The organism is Bradyrhizobium sp. B039 (assembly GCF_038965675.1).
GTDB lineage: Bacteria > Pseudomonadota > Alphaproteobacteria > Rhizobiales > Xanthobacteraceae > Bradyrhizobium > Bradyrhizobium diazoefficiens.
In genome coordinates this window covers 8241042-8258979 of record NZ_CP152416.1, presented here as the reverse complement: position 1 = coordinate 8258979, position 17938 = coordinate 8241042, and the positions used below count along the sequence as shown (strand labels likewise).

The following is a 17938-nucleotide window of genomic DNA, read 5'->3' as shown; positions in this document are numbered from 1 at the left end:
TCAGGCCAGTGTTTTTTTCGTGGCAGAACCGGAGGGTCACGCCGCCTGCTTCATGGTCCTTGCAAAGGCCGGGTAAGTCTCGGCGAGCTCGTCGAAAATCCGGCCGCGCAGCAATGCCAGGGTTGCGGAATCGGGCCGCGCGGTTTCCCGCACGACCTCCGGTTCTTCATAGGTGAAGCCGGTATTTTCCCTGATGTCGGCCGGCGTGAAGGGCGGATGCACCGAGCGCAGGGCGAAGCCGCCTGCCTCGCGGTCGAAGTCGAACAGCGCCATGTTGGTCAGGAGCGCGTATGGCCCGCCGCGGCGAGGGACCTCCGGTGTGGTCGCCCGGGCGCTGACGAAGTCGACCTTCGGCACGAACACGCGCGGGGTGTGCTCCTCGCGAAACAGGATCACGCGCGGAATGAGATGGTAGAGATAGGCCGAGCCGAACGAGCCGGGCCAGCGCACATCGGTCTTCGGGTAATCGCCGGTGCCGACGAGGTTGATGTTGCCCGCGCCGTCGATCTGGCCACCGCCGAGAAAGAAGGCGTCGACCCTTCCTTGCGCGGCGCAGTCGAACAGCTCGATGCCGCCATTGGTGAAGAAATTATGCCGCTGCGATCCCAGGATCGAGATGCGCACCGACGGTTTGCCACAGAGTTCGTTGCGTGCGCGCAGCAGCATCGCACCGGCCGCCGGGATCGGCGACGATGCGCCGACCGCGACGTGACGGATGCCGTCGAGCAGGTCGGCGATGGTGGCGATCAGGATTTCGCGCCGTTCGCGTTCCGATGACATCAGGCCACCTGCTTGCGATGCGTCAGGAAGCCGGAGAGATAGGCGCGGAAGCCGTCTTCGCTGCGCGCCATCGCCGCATAGCGCGCGATCTCGGCCTCGTCGGCGGGATATTCATTCCACAGCGCCAGCGGCCAGGCGCCGCGCTCGGCAACCGCGATGGCGTCGACATAGAGCGAGGGCAGCACGCCGGCGGCGGAATCCTCCGTCTCGAACAGATCGCGGTCGACGATGCGTTCGACGGTGACCAGCGTGCGCTTTGCGGCATAGGCCATGGTGGCGAGCTCACGGAAGCGGCCGATCCTGATATTGCCGGCACGGTCGGCCTCCGGCGCATGGAACAGCGCAACGTCGGGCTTGATCGCCGGCACCACCACGACCTTGCGCGCCTCGCCGACCGGGCTGTCGATCACCTTCCAGTCCGGCCGCACCTCGAGCAGATCGCTGCCGATGATGCCGGCGATCGGCATGAAGGGCACGCCGTGTTGCGCCGCTATCAGGCCGGCGTGAATTGCGGGGCAGGTGGCATCGCGCAGCGTTACGCTACCCGCCCGCACCGCGGCGCCGAAACGCGGCGCGCCGCCGGCTTCGCCGAGCGAGATGGCGCTGGTCTCGAGCGTCTTGACCGCACCGGCACCGATCAGGAGATCGGCCTGCATGCCGCTGATGGGGACGCAGACCAGATGAAGATTGTCGATGCCGGCCGCGATGATGGCGGCGGTCGCGGCCATCGCGACGCCGGAGCGGTCCACGGGGACGGCCAGCGATTGCCCCGATGCAACGCGGCTGGCCAGCGCCTCCAGTGCAACGATCTCGGTCATGGGCGTCCTCCGCTTTGTTTTTCTTATCCTGCCTCAAGCCATCGCCGCCTGCCAGCGCGTATCGCGCAGGGAGGGGCGGCGATGCAGGCGGGCGTCGAGCATGCTGCGGGCGCGCGCCAGCTCGCCGCCGCGCATGAGGGCGACAATAAAGGTGTCCTCGATCAATTCGCGCTGGGCATGGCTGCCGCCGATGCGGACGACGTCGGCGAGCACGGGTGCGAGCGTCCGCACGCAGGCCGCATAGTCCGCGTCCGCAAAGGCCGCCAGCGCGCGGCAGATCGCCGGCACCACGGGGCCGGCCGGCAGCTTGCCCTCGGCGACCCGCTGCTCGATCACGGCAAGGCGCGCGGCGAGCGCGCCGCGGTTTTGCGTTGCGGCGGCGAATAGCGCCATGTGGACGTCGGCGAACGGCAGGCTCGATTTCGGAAACAGTTTTTGCGCGGCGGAGTCGGCGTCGAGCCAGAGTTCCTGCGGCACGGCGTGGCCATAAGCGGACAGGCGCCAGAGCAGCGAGGCGCCGTCGGTGACGACGTTGAGCGGCGGCGCCTGCGTCGCGGAGGGCTGCAGCACGTCGGCATAGATCGCAAGTGCGCGTGCGGCGTCGCCATGCTCGAGCGCGCCGAGCGCCTGGTGCCAGCGGATGTGGCCGTGCAGGATTCCGGCGCGGTCGTAAGTGGGAATCCACTCGTCGACGAGACGGTCGGCCGCCTCGATCGAGCCGTCCTCGAACATCGCATGCAGCACGGCGTGCGCGGCATGGGCATTCTGCCGGCGCAGGGCGAAGCCGCGCTCGGTGATGCCGCGGCCGCGGGCTACGTCGCCGTTCTCGGTCATCGCCCAGCCGGACATGGTGAGGAACCACCAGTCTTCGCCATAATGCCGCGCGACGCGCTCGCACAGCTCATGCCGCGCGCGGTCGTGATCGGCCATGCCGGAGAAGGCGAACAGGCCGAACGCGCCGAGCGGCAGCGACAACACCACGGCATCGCGCGGCCATGCCTCGACGTGTTTCAGCGTCGCCGCAATCGCCTCGGGCAGCCGTCCCTCGATCGCCAGCGCCAGGGTCTCGACATGCGAACGCTCACGTTCCGTGCCGCGCTTTGCAACGAGCTCACGCGCGGCCGCCGCCTTCTGTCGCGCGAGGTCGCCCTGCTGGTAGAAGGCATGCACGCGGGCGCGGGCGATAAGGGGAAGCGCAAAGTCCGGATCGGCGGCGATGGCGCGCTCCAGCGTCTCCGCCGTACCGGTCCAGCCCGCCAGCATGAGGTCGACGCCGTCGCGATAGGCGGATGCCGCTTCGTGCGAGTTGGTGGAGAACGGCAGGCCGTATCGGTCTTCATGCGCCATCGTCGCCTCCCGCTGTTATGCCGTTCGCGCGCGGCGGCCTTCGATCGGATAGGCCGGATCGTTGTAGCCCGGTGTCGAGGGATGGCCCGGCGTCACCAGGCGGTCGATCAGGGCTTCGTCCTCGCTGGTGAAGCGATAGTCGAGTGCGCTGATGTAGCCGTCCCACTGCTCCTCGGTGCGCGGGCCCGCCACAATCGAGGAGACGAAAGCGGAGTTCAGCACCCAGGCGACCGCGAACTGGCCGGCGGTGATGCCTTTCTTCTCGGCGTGGCTCTTGATCTCCTGCGCGAGCTGGAGCGACTCCGGCCGCCATTCCGTCTGCATCATGCGGGTGTCGTTGCGTCCCGCACGCGTCTCCTTGTCCGGGGCTGCATCCGGCTTGTACTTGCCGGTGAGCACGCCGCGCGCCAAGGGGCTATAGGGCACGATGCCGAGGCCGTAGTAGGCGCAGGCCGGAAAGTGCTCGACCTCGGGCATGCGGTTCATCGCGTTGTAATAGGGTTGGCTCACCGCGGGCCGGTCGATGCCGAGCCGGTCGCAGATGTTGCAGATCTCGGCGACGCGCCAGGCGCGATAGTTCGAGACGCCGAAATAGCGCACCTTGCCCGCGCGGATCAGATCGCCCATCGCGCGCACCGTCTCCTCCAGCGGCGTCGCATGGTCCTCCTTGTGCAGATAGTAGATGTCGATGTGGTCGGTGCCGAGCCGCTTGAGGCTTTCGTCCGCGGCCTGCAACACCCAGCGCCGCGACAGGCCGACGCGGTTGGGATCGTCGCCCATGGGGTTGGCGAGCTTGGTCGCCAGCACCCAGGCATGGCGGTTGTTGCCGATCGCGCGACCGACGACCTCTTCGGAGCCGCCCTTCGAATAGGCGTCGGCGGTGTCGATGAAATTGATTCCGGCATCATGCGCCTTCGCGATGATCCGCGTTGACGCGGCTTCATCGGTCGGTCCGCCGAACATCATGGTGCCCAGACAAATCGGCGAGACTTTCAGGCCAGTGCGGCCGAGCTGGCGGTATTGCATGGGCGGATCCTTGCTGCCTCTTGTGGGAGCAGCATAGCCATCCCGCTCCGTCATTGCGAGCGCTGCAAAGCAATCCAGAGATGCGTCCGCGGAACGCGTCTGGAGTGCTTCGCTGCGCTGGCAATGACGAGGTTGGGGGAGCGCCGTTGCTTCCCCATCGTCGTCCTGGACAAGCGAGCGCTTGGCAACGCGTAGCGTTGTCCAATTGCGAGCGCCGATCCAGGACCCATTACCCCAGGAATTGGTTTTGCGAAGATTCGCGGTTACCGGTTCGCGCTGCAATTTCTCTCAGGGGTAATGGGTCCTGGCTTTCGCCAGGACGACGGCGGAACGCGCCGCTACGCCGGCCCCTTCAAGATCTTGAACACGCCGTTGGCCATCACCACACAGCGGTGGTCCACGCTGACTTCGGTGCTCATGAAAATCAGACTGCGCGTCGCGCGCACCACGCGCGGGCGGGAGATCAGGATGTCGCCGATCTGGCCGGCCTCGACGAAATGGGTGTCGAGCTGCACTGTCGCCATGAACTCCTTGCCGGAGACGTAGCGGGCGGTCATGCCGCAGGTGCGGTCGGCGAACGTCATCATCACGCCGCCCTGGACCATGCCGCGGCGGTTGTGATGCTTGTCCTCGGTGGCGAGTGCGAATTCGTAGCGACCGTCGACCTTGCGCTGCCACAAGGGGCCGATCAAGTGCAAGAAGCCCGTGGTCTCGAGGATGGTCCAGCCCTCCGATTTGAGCCTTGCGGCGGCCTTGTTGGTCATCTCGTCGTCCATTCCTCTGCGGGCCTTGCGATCTCATTTCATCGGGGGCGGACGTGGTGTAGTCAAGCATGATGAGACCGTTCGACGATGCCACACGGCGGAATATCGCGGCCGCCTGCGCGGCCTTCACGCGGCTGCCGGAAGACGGCGCAGCGCCTTCGCTGAAGCGCGCCGCGGTGGCGGTCGCGCTGACCGCGGCGGGCGAGGGGGACGACACCGCGTTCCTGCTCACGCTGCGCGCATCGCACCTGCGCGCTCATCGCGGCCAATGGGCCTTGCCGGGCGGACGCTGCGATGCCGGCGAGACGCCGGTCGAGGCGGCGCTGCGCGAGCTCGACGAGGAGCTCGGCCTTCGCCTCACCAGCGCGGAGGTGCTCGGCACGCTCGACGATTATCCGACCCGCTCCGGCTATCTGATCACGCCGGTGGTGGTCTGGGCCACGGTCGCCGCCGCCATCCGTCCGAACCCGGACGAGGTCGCCTCTGTTCATCGCATCGCGCTCGCGACGATCGAGCGCGACGACGCCTTTGATTTCACCGCGATCCCCGAAAGCAGCCGCCGAGTGATCCGCTTTCACGACCAGATGAGCCTGATCCACGCGCCGACGGCGGCGTTGATCTACCAGTTCCGCGAGGTGCTGGCGGGGCGGCAGACCCGCGTGACCGAGCTGGAACAGCCGGTGTTCGCCTGGAAGTGACGATGGTAAACGGCGCGTTAACGTGACGGTTACCGGATGCCTGTTAAGAGAGCGGCATGCATCATTCGATTCGAAAGAGCCTTGCGCTGGTTCCATTCGCGCTCGTCCTGCTCGCGCCCGCCGCGCGTGGCGGCGCGTCCGACGCGCTGCCGCCCGCCGTCCGCGATGCCAAGGCCCAGCTCCTGTCGCAGTTTTTTGCCCAAGGCGGGGCGTCGCCCGCCGTGCTCGAATATCGCCGCAAGCTCGGGGAATATCAGGCCGCGCGCGCGGCCTTCGACGAGGAAGCCGGCGCCTATTGGAGCCAGATCTCCGAGAAGCGAAAGACCCGCAATGCCAAGCGGCGCGGCGGGCAGCAGATCACGCTCGACGATTACGTGCTGGAGCATCCGCCGCTGTATAACGGGCCGAAGCGGCCGGTGAATCCGGAGCCGGAGGAAACGCCGGAGCGCCCGACCAAAAAGCCGATCCCCGTCGTCGCCGATCTGCTGCGTGCGGCGCAGGAGCTCTACCAGTTCACGCCGCAGCGCCCGTCCAGCGAGGTCGAGTTCAAGCGCGCCTATGCGCGCTACGCGCTCGCCTCCGGGCTGACGCGCGAGCAGGCCGTGCGGGTCTATTCGTTCGAGACCGGCGGCACCGGCAGTTACGACGTGCAGGCGGGCATCGAGCATGGCGGCAAGCGCGCGATCTCGACCGCGATGGGCTACAACCAGCTCCTGACCACCAACAGCGTCGAGCTGCTGGCCGAGCAGGGCCATGAATTCATTCGCGCGCTCTCCGACAAGGTGGCGCGGACCTCGGGCCCGGCGCGGCAGTCGCTCGAGCACAAGCTCACCGTGCTGAAGAAAATGGTGGCGCATGCGAAGTCGGTGCCGGACACCTGGTCGGAGCACGAGAAGATCGGCAACACCGCGCAGGGCTGGGCGATGCATGCCATGGTGCTCGACGTCGATATCGGACCGATGCTGCAGACCCACAAGCTGCTGACGTCGGTGCTGTTCGCGCGCGCAAAGGGCTACGCGCGTCCGCTCACGGCGGCCGAGCTCGAGATGATGAACCTCACCGGCGACGGCACCGGCCTCGACATGGTGACGATGCCGCAGGCGATGCGCGACCAGGTGCCGACCTCGAACTTCTTCCAGCGCGGCGGCTACGAGCGCAACCCGGTCGCGATCCGCCACAACACGGTGGCGAAGCTGCTCGCGGTGACGGATACGCGGATGGACAGCAACAGCAACAATGCCGGCGCGCGGGAGCTGGCGGGGGCGTTTTAGTCGTAGGCGAGCTGCCTTTTCACCTCGCCCCGCTTGCGGGGAGAGGTCGGATTGCATCGTCAGATGCAATCCGGGTGAGGGGGACTCTCCGCGAGTCCAGCTCTCACCGTGATTGCGGAAGCAGCCCCTCACCCCAACCCTCTCCCCGTAAGAACGGGGCGAGGGGGCGACCTCGGGTGCGGCGAGCGCTTACTGATCCGGCCCGAACTTGAACTTGCCGTCGCCTTCCAGATACGGGCCGCTGCGCATGTAGAGCTGGCCGTTGTGGCCGATGAAGAACAGCGTGCCCTTCGGCACCTTCTTGGCGCCCTTCAGCAGCTCGCCGGCGTTGCTGGTGCCCATCTTGTAGGAATAAGTCTTGCCGTCCCTGTCATAGGCGTAGCCCATGTCGGGCTTGAGCTCCCAGGGCGTCGCCTCGGTCTGCGCCAATGCGGGTGCTGTGAATGCGCCGAGCGCGGCTGCGATTGCAAATGCCTTCGTTGAAAATGCCATGATCCTATCCTCCCCCATCGTCGGGGTGCCCGGCTTGAACAAATCACGAACGGCATTTTCGGGTCAATTCGCGAAAGCGCCGCGGCGCATCACGTCTTGTCCAGCAGTTTGTGATTTTCCCTTCGTCCCCTCGCGACTATGTTCCGCTTTCCGTCTAGAACGCAATTCGACAAAAATATTGGTGGGGATGATTCGAATGAACCATGTCATTAAAGCCTGCTCGGCTGCCGCGCTGTTGCTTACGGCGCTGGCACCGGCCGCCCGGGCCGATGATTACCAGCTCAGCCACAACCAGCGGATCTCGTGCAGCCGCGGCCTTGCCCCGGGCAAGCTGAACACGGCGACCTGCAAGTCCTACACCTATCTCTTCAACACCAGGACCTCGGAATATTTCCGCTGCCAGGTCTCGCTGGCGCTGACCCGGGACAACAAGGAAGTCATCAACGTCCAGACCGACGGCGGCTGCACCAAGAAGCCGCGCATCTTCGAGACCGATGGACATTACGACTTCGACGCCACCGAGACCGAGCCGCCGAACACCAATTCGTTCTTCGGCCCCGGCGGCTACTCGGTCTGGGCGGCTGACGTCACCGCGCAGAAGGTGCGCGGCTGCATCATCATCTCCTCCGGCCTCGGCTCCGACATCTCCAAGTGCCTGGACATGACGTTCCAGTGAGCAGATAGCGCGCTCGAACACGATGCGTTCGGGCGCGCCGCGATCCGGCTGCGCCACGTCGCCGCACCCGCCGGGTTCCTCAAAAGTCGAGCCGGAACGGCTGTTTACCGCAGTCCTGTTTTGCCTATTGGATGGGTTGACCCGCCCCCCTCATCCGGCCAATTTCCCCGCCGGTTTGGGGAGTACAGAAATCATGAAACGGACGATTTTCGGCGTGGCCGCGGCTCTTGCTCTGGCGGCGTCGGCGCCTTGCGCGCATGCGCAATCCTTCATCAACGTGCTGACCGGAGGCACCTCCGGCGTCTACTACCCGCTCGGGGTCGCGATCGGGAAGATCTACGGCGACAAGATCCCGAACGTGAAGACGCAGGTGCAGGCCACCAAGGCGTCGGTCGAGAACCTGATCCTGCTCCAGCAGGGCCGCGGCGAGCTCGCGTTCACGCTGGGCGACTCGCTCAAGGCGGCCTGGGACGGCGACGAGGAAGCCGGCTTCAAGACCAAGCTCGACAAGCTCAGGACCATCGGCGCGATCTATCCGAACTACATCCAGATCGTCGCGACCACCGAGAGCGGCATCAAGACGCTGGCCGACCTCAAGGCCAAGAGCCTGTCGGTCGGCGCGCCGAAGTCGGGCACCGAGCTGAACTCCCGCGCGATCCTCAGCGCGGCCGGCATGAGCTACAAGGACCTCGGCAAGGTGGAGTATCTGCCGTTCGCCGAATCCGTCGACCTCATGAAGAACCGCCAGTTGGGTGCGACGCTGCAATCGGCCGGGCTCGGCGTGGCCTCGCTGAAGGATCTCTCCACCTCGAGCCCGATCACGGTGGTGTCGGTGCCGAAGGAGACCGTCGACAAGATCGGCCCGCCCTTCATCGCGGCGACCATTCCCGCCAACACCTATACGGGCCAGGACAAGGACGTGCCGACCGCGGCCGTGGTCAACTATCTCGTGACCAGCTCGGCGGTGTCCGACGATCTCGCCTACCAGATGACCAAGCTGGTCTACGAGTCGCTGCCGGAGTTGCAGAATGCCCACGCGGCCGGCAAGGAGATCAAGCTCGAGACGGCCGCCACCGGCAGCCCGGTTCCGCTGCACCCCGGCGCGATCCGCTATTACAAGGAAAAGGGGCTGATCAAGTAATTCTCCGCTGTCATTCCGGGGCGGCTCGCAAGAGCCGAACCCGGAATCTCGAGATTCCGGGTTCGATGCGTCGCATCGCCCCGGAATGACGGAGTGAGCGTGGATGCCCGGGTCATCTGCGCGAAGACGCTTCGCGCTTCTGCCCGGGTATGACGTATTCAGGGCGCAGCGCGAATGCTGTAAGAACGCACCTAATCAGGGCGCGGGGAAACATCGATGTTGCAGGCAGAGGGCTCTGAGGCGCCCATCAAGGTCGAATTCGACAATTTCGAGCACGGCTTCCCCGAAGGGTTTGGCCCGGGCTGGTGGGGCCGGCTCGCCTACTGGATCGGCATCGCCTTTGCGACCTTCCAGCTCTATGTCGCCGCCTTCAACTATCTGCCGAGCCAGGTGGTGCGCGGCGTCCATGTCGGCTTTCTCGTTCTCCTCACCTTCGGCCTGATCGCGAACTTCACTGCAAGGAGCGATGTCGGCCGCGCGCTCGGCTGGGTGATCGGCGGCGCCGGCTTCTTCTGCGGCCTCTACCAGTGGATTTTCTACGCCGATTTGATCGCGCGCGACGGCGATCCGACCAGGCTCGATCTCGCCGTCGGCACGCTGCTTGCGGTGCTGATCTTCGAGGGCACGCGGCGCCTGATGGGCGCGGCGCTGCCGCTGATGTGCGGCGCGTGCCTGCTCTACTGGTTCTTCGGCCAGTATCTGCCATCGCCGCTCAACCATCGCGGCTATGATTTCGACCAGATCGTCACGCATCTGTCGTTCGGCACCGAAGGCTTTTACGGCGTGCCGATCTACGTGTCGGCGACCTACATCTTCCTGTTCATCCTGTTCGGCTCGTTCCTCGAGCGCGCCGGCATGATCCAGCTCTTCACCGACGTCTCGCTCGGCCTGTTCGGCCGCACCCGCGGCGGACCTGCCAAGGTCGCGGTGTTCGCCTCGGGCATGATGGGCACGATCTCGGGCTCGGGCGTCGCCAACGTCGTCACCGTCGGCCAGTTCACGATTCCCTTGATGATCAAGTTCGGCTATCGCCGCGCCTTTGCAGCCGGTGTCGAGGCCACGGCGTCGATGGGCGGGCAGATCATGCCGCCGGTGATGGGCGCGGTCGCCTTCATCATGGCGGAGACGCTCGGCGTCCAGTATTCCGAGATCGTGAAGGCAGCGGCGATCCCCGCGATCCTCTATTTCGCATCCGCGTTCTGGATGGTGCATCTGGAAGCCGGCAAGCACGGTCTCGTCGGCATGAAGCGCTCGGAGATCCCGAGCGCCTGGAAGGCGCTGGTGACGCGCTGGTACCTCGTGCTGCCGCTCGCCGCGCTGGTCTACATGCTGTTCGAAGGCTTTACGCCGCTCTATGCCGGCAGCATGGGCCTCGCGCTCACGGTGACGCTGATCCTGGGCGCCAGCATCACGGCCGGTGCGTCCTCGATGGTGATCCGCACCATCTTCTGGGTCGGGCTCGCGCTCGTCGTCGCCGCATTGTCGCGCGACGGCCTTCAGATCGTGCCGGTCGCGAGCGTCGTGGCCGGGCTGATCGTGATCACCGCTTTCATCCGCGGCGGGTTCAAGGCCCTGCGCGAGTGCCGCGACGCGCTGGCCGAGAGCGCCAAGTCCGCCATCACCGTCGGCATGGCTTGCGCCATCGTCGGCGTCATCATCGGCATGATGTCGCAGACCGGCGTCGGCACCATCTTCGGCGGCTGGGTGATCGGTCTCGGCGAGAAGAGCCTGTTCCTGGCGCTGATCATGACCATGCTGCTGTCGATCCTGCTCGGCACCGGCATTCCGACCATCCCGACCTACATCATCACCGCCGCGCTCGCGGCGCCCGCGCTGGCGAAACTCGGCGTGCCCCTGATCGCGAGCCACATGTTCGCGTTCTACTACGGCATCATGGCCGACCTCTCGCCGCCGGTCGCGCTCGCCGCGCTCGCGGCCGCGCCGATCGCGAAGGAAAATCCGGACAAGATCGGCTGGGAGGCGATGCGCATCGCGCTCGCCGGCTATGTCATCCCCTTCGTCTTCGTCTATTCGCCGGCGCTGATGCTCCAGGCCGGCGATCCCATGGCGGCCAAGCTCGGCTTCTACGGCGCGGTCGCGCTGGCGACCTTCAAGGCGCTGGTCGCGATCGGCCTGTTCGGCATGGTGGCGATCGGCTTCCTGTTCACGCGGCTGACGCTCGTCGAACGCCTGGTCGCGCTCGGTGCCGCGTTCTGCCTGCTCGGCGACTTCCCGTTCAGCGACACCGCGGGCTTCGTGCTGTCCGCCGCGCTCGTGCTGTGGCAGTGGCGGCAGCGCCCGCCGGCAGTGGTCGAGGCGGTGTGAGCCTCTGCTTCGCCACAGCATCGGGCGTGAAGGCGCTGGCGCTGTCCGCCTTCACGCTGGTGTGGACGCATTCGATCGAAAAGGTCGACTGGCAGGAGGACTGGCGCGTCACGCCGGCGGGGCTCGAACTGGTGCAGGCGCGGGTCAAGGGCAGCGGTGCCGGCATGGAGCCGCCGCCCGAAGCGCGGCTCGTCGATGGCTGGTTTCAATGGCAGCCGCAGCGTGCGCCGATGCAGGAGGTCGTGCTCGGCAATTCCGGCGCGGCCGGGGAATGGCGGCTCTGCCATGACGGCGCGTGCCGGACATTGTCGGAGATTGTCGGGCATCCCATAGGTGCTAACGTCACGACGATGAAGGTCTGCAACGATCCGTAGCCCGGATTGCACTTCGCTCCATCCGGGCTACAAGAACAACAACAAGGGAGACACGCGATGGATCGGCTCAAGGGCAAGGTTGCGATGGTGGTGGGCGCGGGCTCGATCGGGCCGGGCTGGGGCAACGGCAAGGCGACCGCGGTGACCTTCGCGCGCGAGGGTGCGCAGGTGTTCTGCGTCGACCGCAACGGCACTGCTGCGGAGGAGACCGCGAAGATCATCAATGACGAAGGCGGCAAGGCGACCGCGTTTACCGCCGACGTCTCGCGGTCAGCCGAGATCGAGGCGATGGTCGCGGCGTGCCTGAAGGCCTATGGCCGCATCGACGTGCTCGACAACAATGTCGGCATCGCCGAGATGGGCAGCGTGGTCGAGGTAACCGAGGAGAGCTGGGACCGCGTCTTCAGCGTCAACCTCAAGAGCGCCTATTTCGCCATGAAGCACGTCATCCCCGTGATGGTGAAGCAGGGCGGCGGCTCAATCATCAACATCTCTTCGATCGCCTCGATCCGCCACATGGGCATCTCCTACGTCACCTATGGCACCTCGAAGGCGGCGATGAACCAGATGACGCGCACCACCGCGATCGAGTTCGCGCGGCATCATGTGCGCGTGAATGCGATCCTGCCCGGCCTGATGAAGACCCCGATGGTCGAGCATTCCGCCGGCCTTGCCGCCAGCTACGCCAAGGGCGACGTCGAGGCGATGTGGCGCGCGCGCGATGCCCAGGTGCCGATGGGTCACATGGGCGATGCCTTTGACGTCGCGAATGCCGCGCTGTTCCTGGCGTCGGACGAGTCGAAATATGTGACGGGGATCGAGCTGGTGGTGGACGGCGGGATCACGTGCAAGGCGGGGGCGTAAGCGCTGCCTCACACTCCGCCGTCGTCCTGGACAAGCGAGCGTAGCGAGCGCTGATCCAGGACCCATTACCATAGGGACAGGTTTGGCGAAGGCTGGTAGCTCCAGCCTTCTTCAACAATCGACATTCGGGGTAATGGGTCCTGGCTTGCGCCAGGACGACATCGGAGAACTACTGCGCCAGCGCCAGAATCCCGCCGGCGAACGCATGCCATGCCGCGCTTTCGCTGATCGGCCAGTTCAGCACCTTCACCGCCAGCATCGCGAGCGTGCCGGTGATGTAGACCGGATGCACGCGGCGCTCGGTGCGCCAGTCGCGCACCATGGCGACGACGAGCAACAGCGAGGCGACCACGGCCGGCGCGATGGTCACCGGCACCGGCGGCGGGCCGGGCGGTCCGGGAGGGGCGAGGAAGGTCAGAAACCAGCGTGCGATCGCGGCGTCGAGGATCGAGACCGCGGCGAGCAGCATCAGGCGCTTGTGGATCTCGGGCCTGCGGGTGTTCGCGATGCCGAGCACAAACAGCACCGCGAAGAACGCGATGCCGCTCATCGGCACGATCGAGAAGGCGATGCCGGCTTCTTTCTGCCCGAGCGCGGCGGAGTGCTGCATCACGTGCACGGAGGCGAGGAAGCCGAAGATCGTCATCGCGGTCGCGAGCGAAACGCCGACGATGCCGATCGCGCGGTGATTGACCACGCGGCCTGAAGCCGCCAGCCAGGTCTGGATCACAAAATAGAGAGACCAGGTGAAGAACAGGAGGCCGTGAAAGTGAATCACGGGGCTTGCGGAGAACGTCCGGTGGGCGAGCGGCACCCAATAGGTCGGCGCGAAGCCGAGAAAAGCGGTCGCCGCGCAGGCCAGGGCCATGTGGAGGTAAAAATATCGTGCAGGCGACGCATCACGCGCGCGAACACGACGGTCGTCGATCAGGGTCGTCATCTGGAGTGTGTCTGAAGAGACGGCGTTTGGTTCAATGCCCCGCTGTCGTCCCCGGATCGGCGCTCCGCTCCAGTCAACGCTGCGCGTTGTCTGGAGCTTCGCTCGTTCGGGACGACAGCGGAGTGTGCTGCTCTTGAGGCTTATCCCCCCGCGCTCAATTCTGCGCGATCGAGCTCCTCCTCGAGGCGGTGAAAGGCGTCGTCGCCGATCACCTCGGTGGCGCGCAGGTCGAAGATCGATTTGCGCGCAGCCTCGATGGCGCGGCGGCGCAGCGGATCGGCCGGTAATTCGCCACTGGCAATGCCGCCGTTCGGATCGTCGTCCGCCTGCATCAGGATAGCGCGATATTCGAGCCGCAGGATTTCCGCCTCCTCCGACGGGTCGCTCTCGATCGCATCGAGCGCCGCGCGATAGGCGACCGCGCGTCCGCGCGCGACCTCGATGCCGACGGGATCGTCGTCCTTGAGCCCGAAGGCCAGGATCAGCGGCCGCAGCGTCAGGCCCTGGATGACGAGCGATCCCAGCACGACGGCAAAGGCGATGAAGACGATGAAGTCCCGATAGGGAAAGTTCTCCGGCAGGGCGAAGGCGGTCGCGAGCGTGACGAGGCCGCGCATGCCACACCAGGAGATGATGAGGCCGCCCTTCGGCGAGGCCACCTGTTTCGGATCCTTGGGATGATAAAGTCCGTGGGCAATCAGCGCGCGCAATGTCGTGCGGTAGAACGTCACCCAGAGCAGCCGCACCAGGACCACCGTGAGCAGGATCCAGGCTGCCGCCACGCAATACTCCCAGCGCACGTCCGCGTCCAATCGCGTCCAGATCGGCCGCATCTGCATGCCGATCAGCATGAAGGCGAGCACGTTGAGCACGAACACCATCGTCTCCCACACCGCATAGGACGGCACCCGCAGCCGCGCCGGCATGTGCGCCCCCGCCGTGCGCGCCATGGTGATGGCGTAGACGACGATGGTGAGGATGCCGGAGAGGCCGAGATGCTCGGCGGCGATCCACACCATGAAGGTGGTGGCGAATTGCAGGATGATCGCGCTGGGCGCTTCCTTCACGCGTTGGAGGAACAGCGGTATGATGCGCCCCGCCAGCAGACCGGCGAGGACGCTGCCGACCAGCGCCAGCGCGATCGTCGGCGCGACCTCGCTCCATTTCAGATGCTGCATGACGACCGCGCCGACCGCGATGCGATAGATCAGCAGCGAGGTCGCGTCGTTGAGCAGGCTCTCACCCTCCAGCACCTTCACCATGCGATGGGGCAGCTTGACCTGGCTCAGGATCGCGACCGCCGCCGCGGCATCCGGCGGCGCCACGATGGCGCCGAGCGCGATCGCGGCGGCCCAGGGCATGTCAGGCATCAGCCGGTGCGCGACGTAGGCAACTCCTACCGTGGTCAGGCCGACCGCGGCCACGACGAGGGTCGAGACCGGAACCCAGTTGTTGCGCAGGTCCCGCAGCGAGGTGTCGAAGGCCGCATCGAGCAGGACCGGTGCGACAAAAAGCGCCAGTGCCAGGTCCGGCTCCAGCGTCCAGGTCGGACTATTCGGAACGAAAGCGATCAGGGCGCCGCCGATGGCGAGAAAGGTCGGGTAGGGGACCTTGATCCGCCGCGCCAGCGCCGATAAGGCAACGGCGCCGAGCAGCAGCGCGATGATCCATTCGAATGTCGACACGATAATCCCCGAAACCGATTTGAGCGGCGCCACAAGCTAGCACCAATCCGGCCGTATGATGGATAGTACGGCCTCAAGGCAAGACCTCCTGACTGCAGCAAGCATGCGTTTTCAAAATCTCATTCAATGGTCCGGTGCCGTACTGCTCTGCGCGCTCCCGCTCGGCGTGGCCCTGGCCGCGACCGGTGGCGAGCCGGCCGCCGTCACGCAGGTCGACATCGCGCCGTGCCTTGCGGCTGCCGCTGGCGACGACATGGACAAGGCCAATTCCGCCTGCGCTGACGTGATCGACAATGAGAAGACGGCGAAGGGGGACCTGATCAAGGCGCTCGTCGCGCGCGGCGCGCTTTACGCGCGGCACGATCAGGTCGACCGCGCGATCGCCGACGACAGCCGTGCTCTCTTGCTCGATCCCACCCTCGCGGATGTCTTCAACGCGCGGGGCGAGCTCTGGTTGAAGAAAGGCGACAAGCCCAAGGCGGTGCAGGATTTCGGCGCCGCGTTGAAGCTCGATCCGAACCACGAGAAGGCCAAGGCCAATCACAAGGCTATGGCGCGCGAGCTCGAGCGGATCGGCGCGCAGATGGCGGTCGCGGGCAAGCCCAGCTTCAATTGCGCCCGCGCGGCCCGCGCCGTGGAGAAGGCGATCTGCGGGAATCGCGAGCTCGCCGATCTCGACCGCGAGATCTACGGATCGCATTTGCGCGTCATCCGCGAAGCCCAGAGCCCGGCGGAGGCGCGCAAGATCCAGCGCGAACAGGACGATTTCATCGCGCGCAGGAATAGCGGGTTTGGCCGACCGGGGTATGATCTGAAGAAGGCGATGCAGGACAGGCTGCAACAGATCAACGGGGTGGACGGGTATTGAGTTCTTCGCCTCTCCCCGCGTGCGGGGAGAGGCCGGAATTTGCGGAGCAAATTCCGGGTGAGGGGGACTTTCCGCGAGTCTCACTGCTGCCGTCCCCGCTGAGGCTCCCCCTCTCCCCGCAAGCGGGGCGAGGGAGTGCAGGTGCCGGTGCGTCGCTTGCTGGGCGCGCTTGAACCCATCGCCAATCCACCGCGACAATGGTGAAAACCTGACGTCACGGAGCCTTCCTCATGTGCGGCACGCGCTCTTCCGCGCAAGCATCCAAAACCTCGCTGTGCGCCCTCCTGCTCAGCGCCGCCATGAGCCTTGTCCTCGCCGCGCCTGCCTCGGCCGCCGCCGATTGTATCGCCGGCAGCAAGGCTGCTCCCGCCGAGCTGATCACGTCGTGCAGCGCCATCATCGACCAGGCGGCCAATTCGAGCTCCGATCGCGCTGCGGCGCTGCTGGTCCGTGCTGACGCCAATGCGCGCACCTCGGGTGGTCTCACCCAGGCCCTGCGGGACATCGATCGCGCGATCGCACTCGACGGCAAGAACGCAAAAGCCTGGCGCCTGCGCGGCGATCTCCTGCGCGAGGCCGGCGGCGATCTCAACCGCGCCGCGGCGGACCTCAGCAAGGCGATCGAGCTCGATCCGCAGGATGCGGAGTCCTACGAGCTGCGCGGCGTCGTCTACACCAGTCAGCGCCGGCTCGACCGCGCGCTGGCCGATTACGACCAGGCGATCAAGCTGAAGCCGGATGACGCGCAGGCCTGGTCCGACCGCGGCGTGACCTACTATCTCGGCGGCGACAACGAAAAGGCGATCCGCGATCTCAGCGAGGCGCTCCGGCTCGATCCGAACCGGCCGCGCACCTACACCAATCGCGGCGCGGCCTACAAGAAGCTCGGCCAGCTCGACAAGTCCGTCGCCGACGCCGGCGAGGCGATCAGGCTCGATCCGAAGGTGCCGGAATATTACGACAATCGCGGCCTGTCGCTGGCCGCGATGGGCGATTACGACAAGGCGATCGCCGACTACGACCAGGCACTGCGGCTGGCACCGAAGCCGAACTTCTTCACCAACCGCGGCGATTCCTACCAGTTCAAGGGCGAGTTCGGGGCGGCGCTGAGCGACTACGAGTCCGCGCTGAAGCTCGATCCGAATTTCGCGCAGACCTACAACAATCGCGCCGTGCTCTACAAGAAGATGGGCGAGCGCAGGAAGGCGCTGGCCGATTACGAGACCGCGCTGAAGCTCGACCCCGGCAACGACAACGCGGCCAACGGCCGCCGCACCATGATCGCGGAGATCGCGAAATTCGGCGATGAGCCGCGGCGTCCGCTCGCGGCGAATTCCGGCAACGGCCCCTCGTTCGATTGCGCGACCGCGAAGCGCGAGGTCGAGAAGGTGATCTGCGCCGATCCGGAGCTGGGCGTGCTCGACCGCCAGATCGCCGAGACCTACGAGCGCGTGCTGAAATCCGCGAACAAGCGCTCGGCCGGCGACCTGCGCCGTACCCAGCGCGATTTCCTCGCCACCCGCAACTCAAGCTTTGGCCGGCCCGGCTATGATCTGAGGAAGGTCATGCAGGAGCGGTTGCAGCGGCTGAACGCGATGGAGGGGTAGGCGGGATTCTTCTCCTCTCCCCGCGTGCGGGGAGAGGCCGGAATTTGCGACAGCAAATTCCGGGTGAGGGGGACTCTCCGCGAGTCCAGCTCTCACCGTCCCCGGGGAGACTCCCCCTCACCCCGACCCTCTCCCCGCAAGCGGGGAGAGGGGGAAGGACATCATCCTTTTCAGCTTGAACCGCGGCCCGATCCCGGGAAAATACCTCTCAAACAAGGCCGGCGATTGATCCTGGTCATGGCGGGACGGCTGTCCTGTCGTC

Annotated in this window: 17 protein-coding genes; 9 read left to right on the top strand and 8 right to left on the bottom strand. The window is 66.1% G+C overall.

Going from position 1 to position 17938, the window contains the following annotated elements; genetic code table 11:
* Positions 1 to 36: 36 nt before the first annotated feature.
* The 5 genes from AAFG50_RS38920 to AAFG50_RS38900 all read right to left on the bottom strand — a co-directional run bounded on the left by AAFG50_RS38920 (position 37) and on the right by AAFG50_RS38900 (position 4735).
* Positions 37 to 780 carry a CoA transferase gene (locus AAFG50_RS38920; protein WP_028173615.1) on the bottom strand — a complete coding sequence of 248 codons (744 nt, stop codon included), beginning with the start codon at positions 778 to 780 and terminating at the stop codon, positions 37 to 39.
* A complete protein-coding gene (locus AAFG50_RS38915; RefSeq protein ID WP_028173614.1) occupies positions 780 to 1598 on the bottom strand; it encodes a CoA transferase in 819 nt (272 codons plus the stop codon). Before AAFG50_RS38915 ends, AAFG50_RS38920 begins: the two co-directional genes overlap by 1 nt.
* A gap of 33 nt (positions 1599 to 1631) precedes the next feature.
* Positions 1632 to 2945, bottom strand: coding sequence for a tetratricopeptide repeat protein (locus AAFG50_RS38910; RefSeq protein WP_028173613.1), 1314 nt, complete (start codon positions 2943 to 2945; stop codon positions 1632 to 1634).
* A gap of 15 nt (positions 2946 to 2960) precedes the next feature.
* Positions 2961 to 3971, bottom strand: coding sequence for an aldo/keto reductase (locus AAFG50_RS38905; RefSeq protein WP_028173612.1), 1011 nt, complete (start codon positions 3969 to 3971; stop codon positions 2961 to 2963).
* Positions 3972 to 4309: 338 nt separating this feature from the next.
* A complete protein-coding gene (locus AAFG50_RS38900; RefSeq protein WP_028173611.1) occupies positions 4310 to 4735 on the bottom strand; it encodes a PaaI family thioesterase in 426 nt (141 codons plus the stop codon).
* Positions 4736 to 4803: 68 nt separating this feature from the next.
* Here AAFG50_RS38900 and AAFG50_RS38895 point away from each other — a divergent pair, with 68 nt between their 5' ends.
* Positions 4804 to 5433, top strand: a complete 630-nt coding sequence (locus tag AAFG50_RS38895) for a CoA pyrophosphatase (protein WP_028173610.1) — start codon at positions 4804 to 4806, stop codon at positions 5431 to 5433.
* Between the two features lie 56 nt (positions 5434 to 5489).
* Positions 5490 to 6704, top strand: a complete 1215-nt coding sequence (locus tag AAFG50_RS38890; protein ID WP_028173609.1) for a hypothetical protein — start codon at positions 5490 to 5492, stop codon at positions 6702 to 6704.
* Between the two features lie 189 nt (positions 6705 to 6893).
* Here AAFG50_RS38890 and AAFG50_RS38885 read toward each other — a convergent pair whose 3' ends face one another.
* A complete protein-coding gene (locus tag AAFG50_RS38885; protein ID WP_028173608.1) occupies positions 6894 to 7196 on the bottom strand; it encodes a hypothetical protein in 303 nt (100 codons plus the stop codon).
* Positions 7197 to 7392: 196 nt separating this feature from the next.
* Here AAFG50_RS38885 and AAFG50_RS38880 point away from each other — a divergent pair, with 196 nt between their 5' ends.
* The 5 genes from AAFG50_RS38880 to AAFG50_RS38860 all read left to right on the top strand — a co-directional run bounded on the left by AAFG50_RS38880 (position 7393) and on the right by AAFG50_RS38860 (position 12576).
* Entirely contained in the window at positions 7393 to 7872 is a 480-nt protein-coding gene (locus tag AAFG50_RS38880) for a hypothetical protein (protein ID WP_028173607.1), read from the top strand.
* A 193-nt stretch (positions 7873 to 8065) separates the two neighbouring features.
* Positions 8066 to 9013 carry a TAXI family TRAP transporter solute-binding subunit gene (locus AAFG50_RS38875; RefSeq protein WP_028173606.1) on the top strand — a complete coding sequence of 316 codons (948 nt, stop codon included), beginning with the start codon at positions 8066 to 8068 and terminating at the stop codon, positions 9011 to 9013.
* A 216-nt stretch (positions 9014 to 9229) separates the two neighbouring features.
* Complete coding sequence (locus AAFG50_RS38870) at positions 9230 to 11338, top strand: TRAP transporter permease (protein WP_028173605.1); 2109 nt, start codon at positions 9230 to 9232, stop codon at positions 11336 to 11338.
* The gene (locus AAFG50_RS38865; RefSeq protein WP_028173604.1) at positions 11335 to 11712 is read left to right on the top strand and encodes a DUF1850 domain-containing protein; all 378 of its coding nucleotides are present in this window, start codon (positions 11335 to 11337) and stop codon (positions 11710 to 11712) included. Before AAFG50_RS38870 ends, AAFG50_RS38865 begins: the two co-directional genes overlap by 4 nt.
* Positions 11713 to 11769: 57 nt before the next feature.
* The gene (locus AAFG50_RS38860) at positions 11770 to 12576 is read left to right on the top strand and encodes a glucose 1-dehydrogenase (protein ID WP_028173603.1); all 807 of its coding nucleotides are present in this window, start codon (positions 11770 to 11772) and stop codon (positions 12574 to 12576) included.
* Positions 12577 to 12745: 169 nt separating this feature from the next.
* Here the strand turns inward: AAFG50_RS38860 and AAFG50_RS38855 are convergent, their stop codons facing one another.
* Together AAFG50_RS38855 and AAFG50_RS38850 are read right to left on the bottom strand one after the other, a co-directional pair.
* A complete protein-coding gene (locus tag AAFG50_RS38855; RefSeq protein WP_028173602.1) occupies positions 12746 to 13516 on the bottom strand; it encodes a hypothetical protein in 771 nt (256 codons plus the stop codon).
* Positions 13517 to 13656: 140 nt separating this feature from the next.
* On the bottom strand, positions 13657 to 15234 hold the full coding sequence (locus tag AAFG50_RS38850; protein WP_011084124.1) for a sodium:proton antiporter: 1578 nt from the start codon (positions 15232 to 15234) through the stop codon (positions 13657 to 13659).
* A 70-nt stretch (positions 15235 to 15304) separates the two neighbouring features.
* On the opposite strand from AAFG50_RS38850, the gene AAFG50_RS38845 reads away from it, so the two are divergent.
* Together AAFG50_RS38845 and AAFG50_RS38840 are read left to right on the top strand one after the other, a co-directional pair.
* On the top strand, positions 15305 to 16069 hold the full coding sequence (locus tag AAFG50_RS38845; protein WP_028173600.1) for a tetratricopeptide repeat protein: 765 nt from the start codon (positions 15305 to 15307) through the stop codon (positions 16067 to 16069).
* Positions 16070 to 16299: 230 nt separating this feature from the next.
* Positions 16300 to 17676, top strand: coding sequence for a tetratricopeptide repeat protein (locus AAFG50_RS38840; RefSeq protein WP_028173599.1), 1377 nt, complete (start codon positions 16300 to 16302; stop codon positions 17674 to 17676).
* Positions 17677 to 17938: the final 262 nt, after the last annotated feature.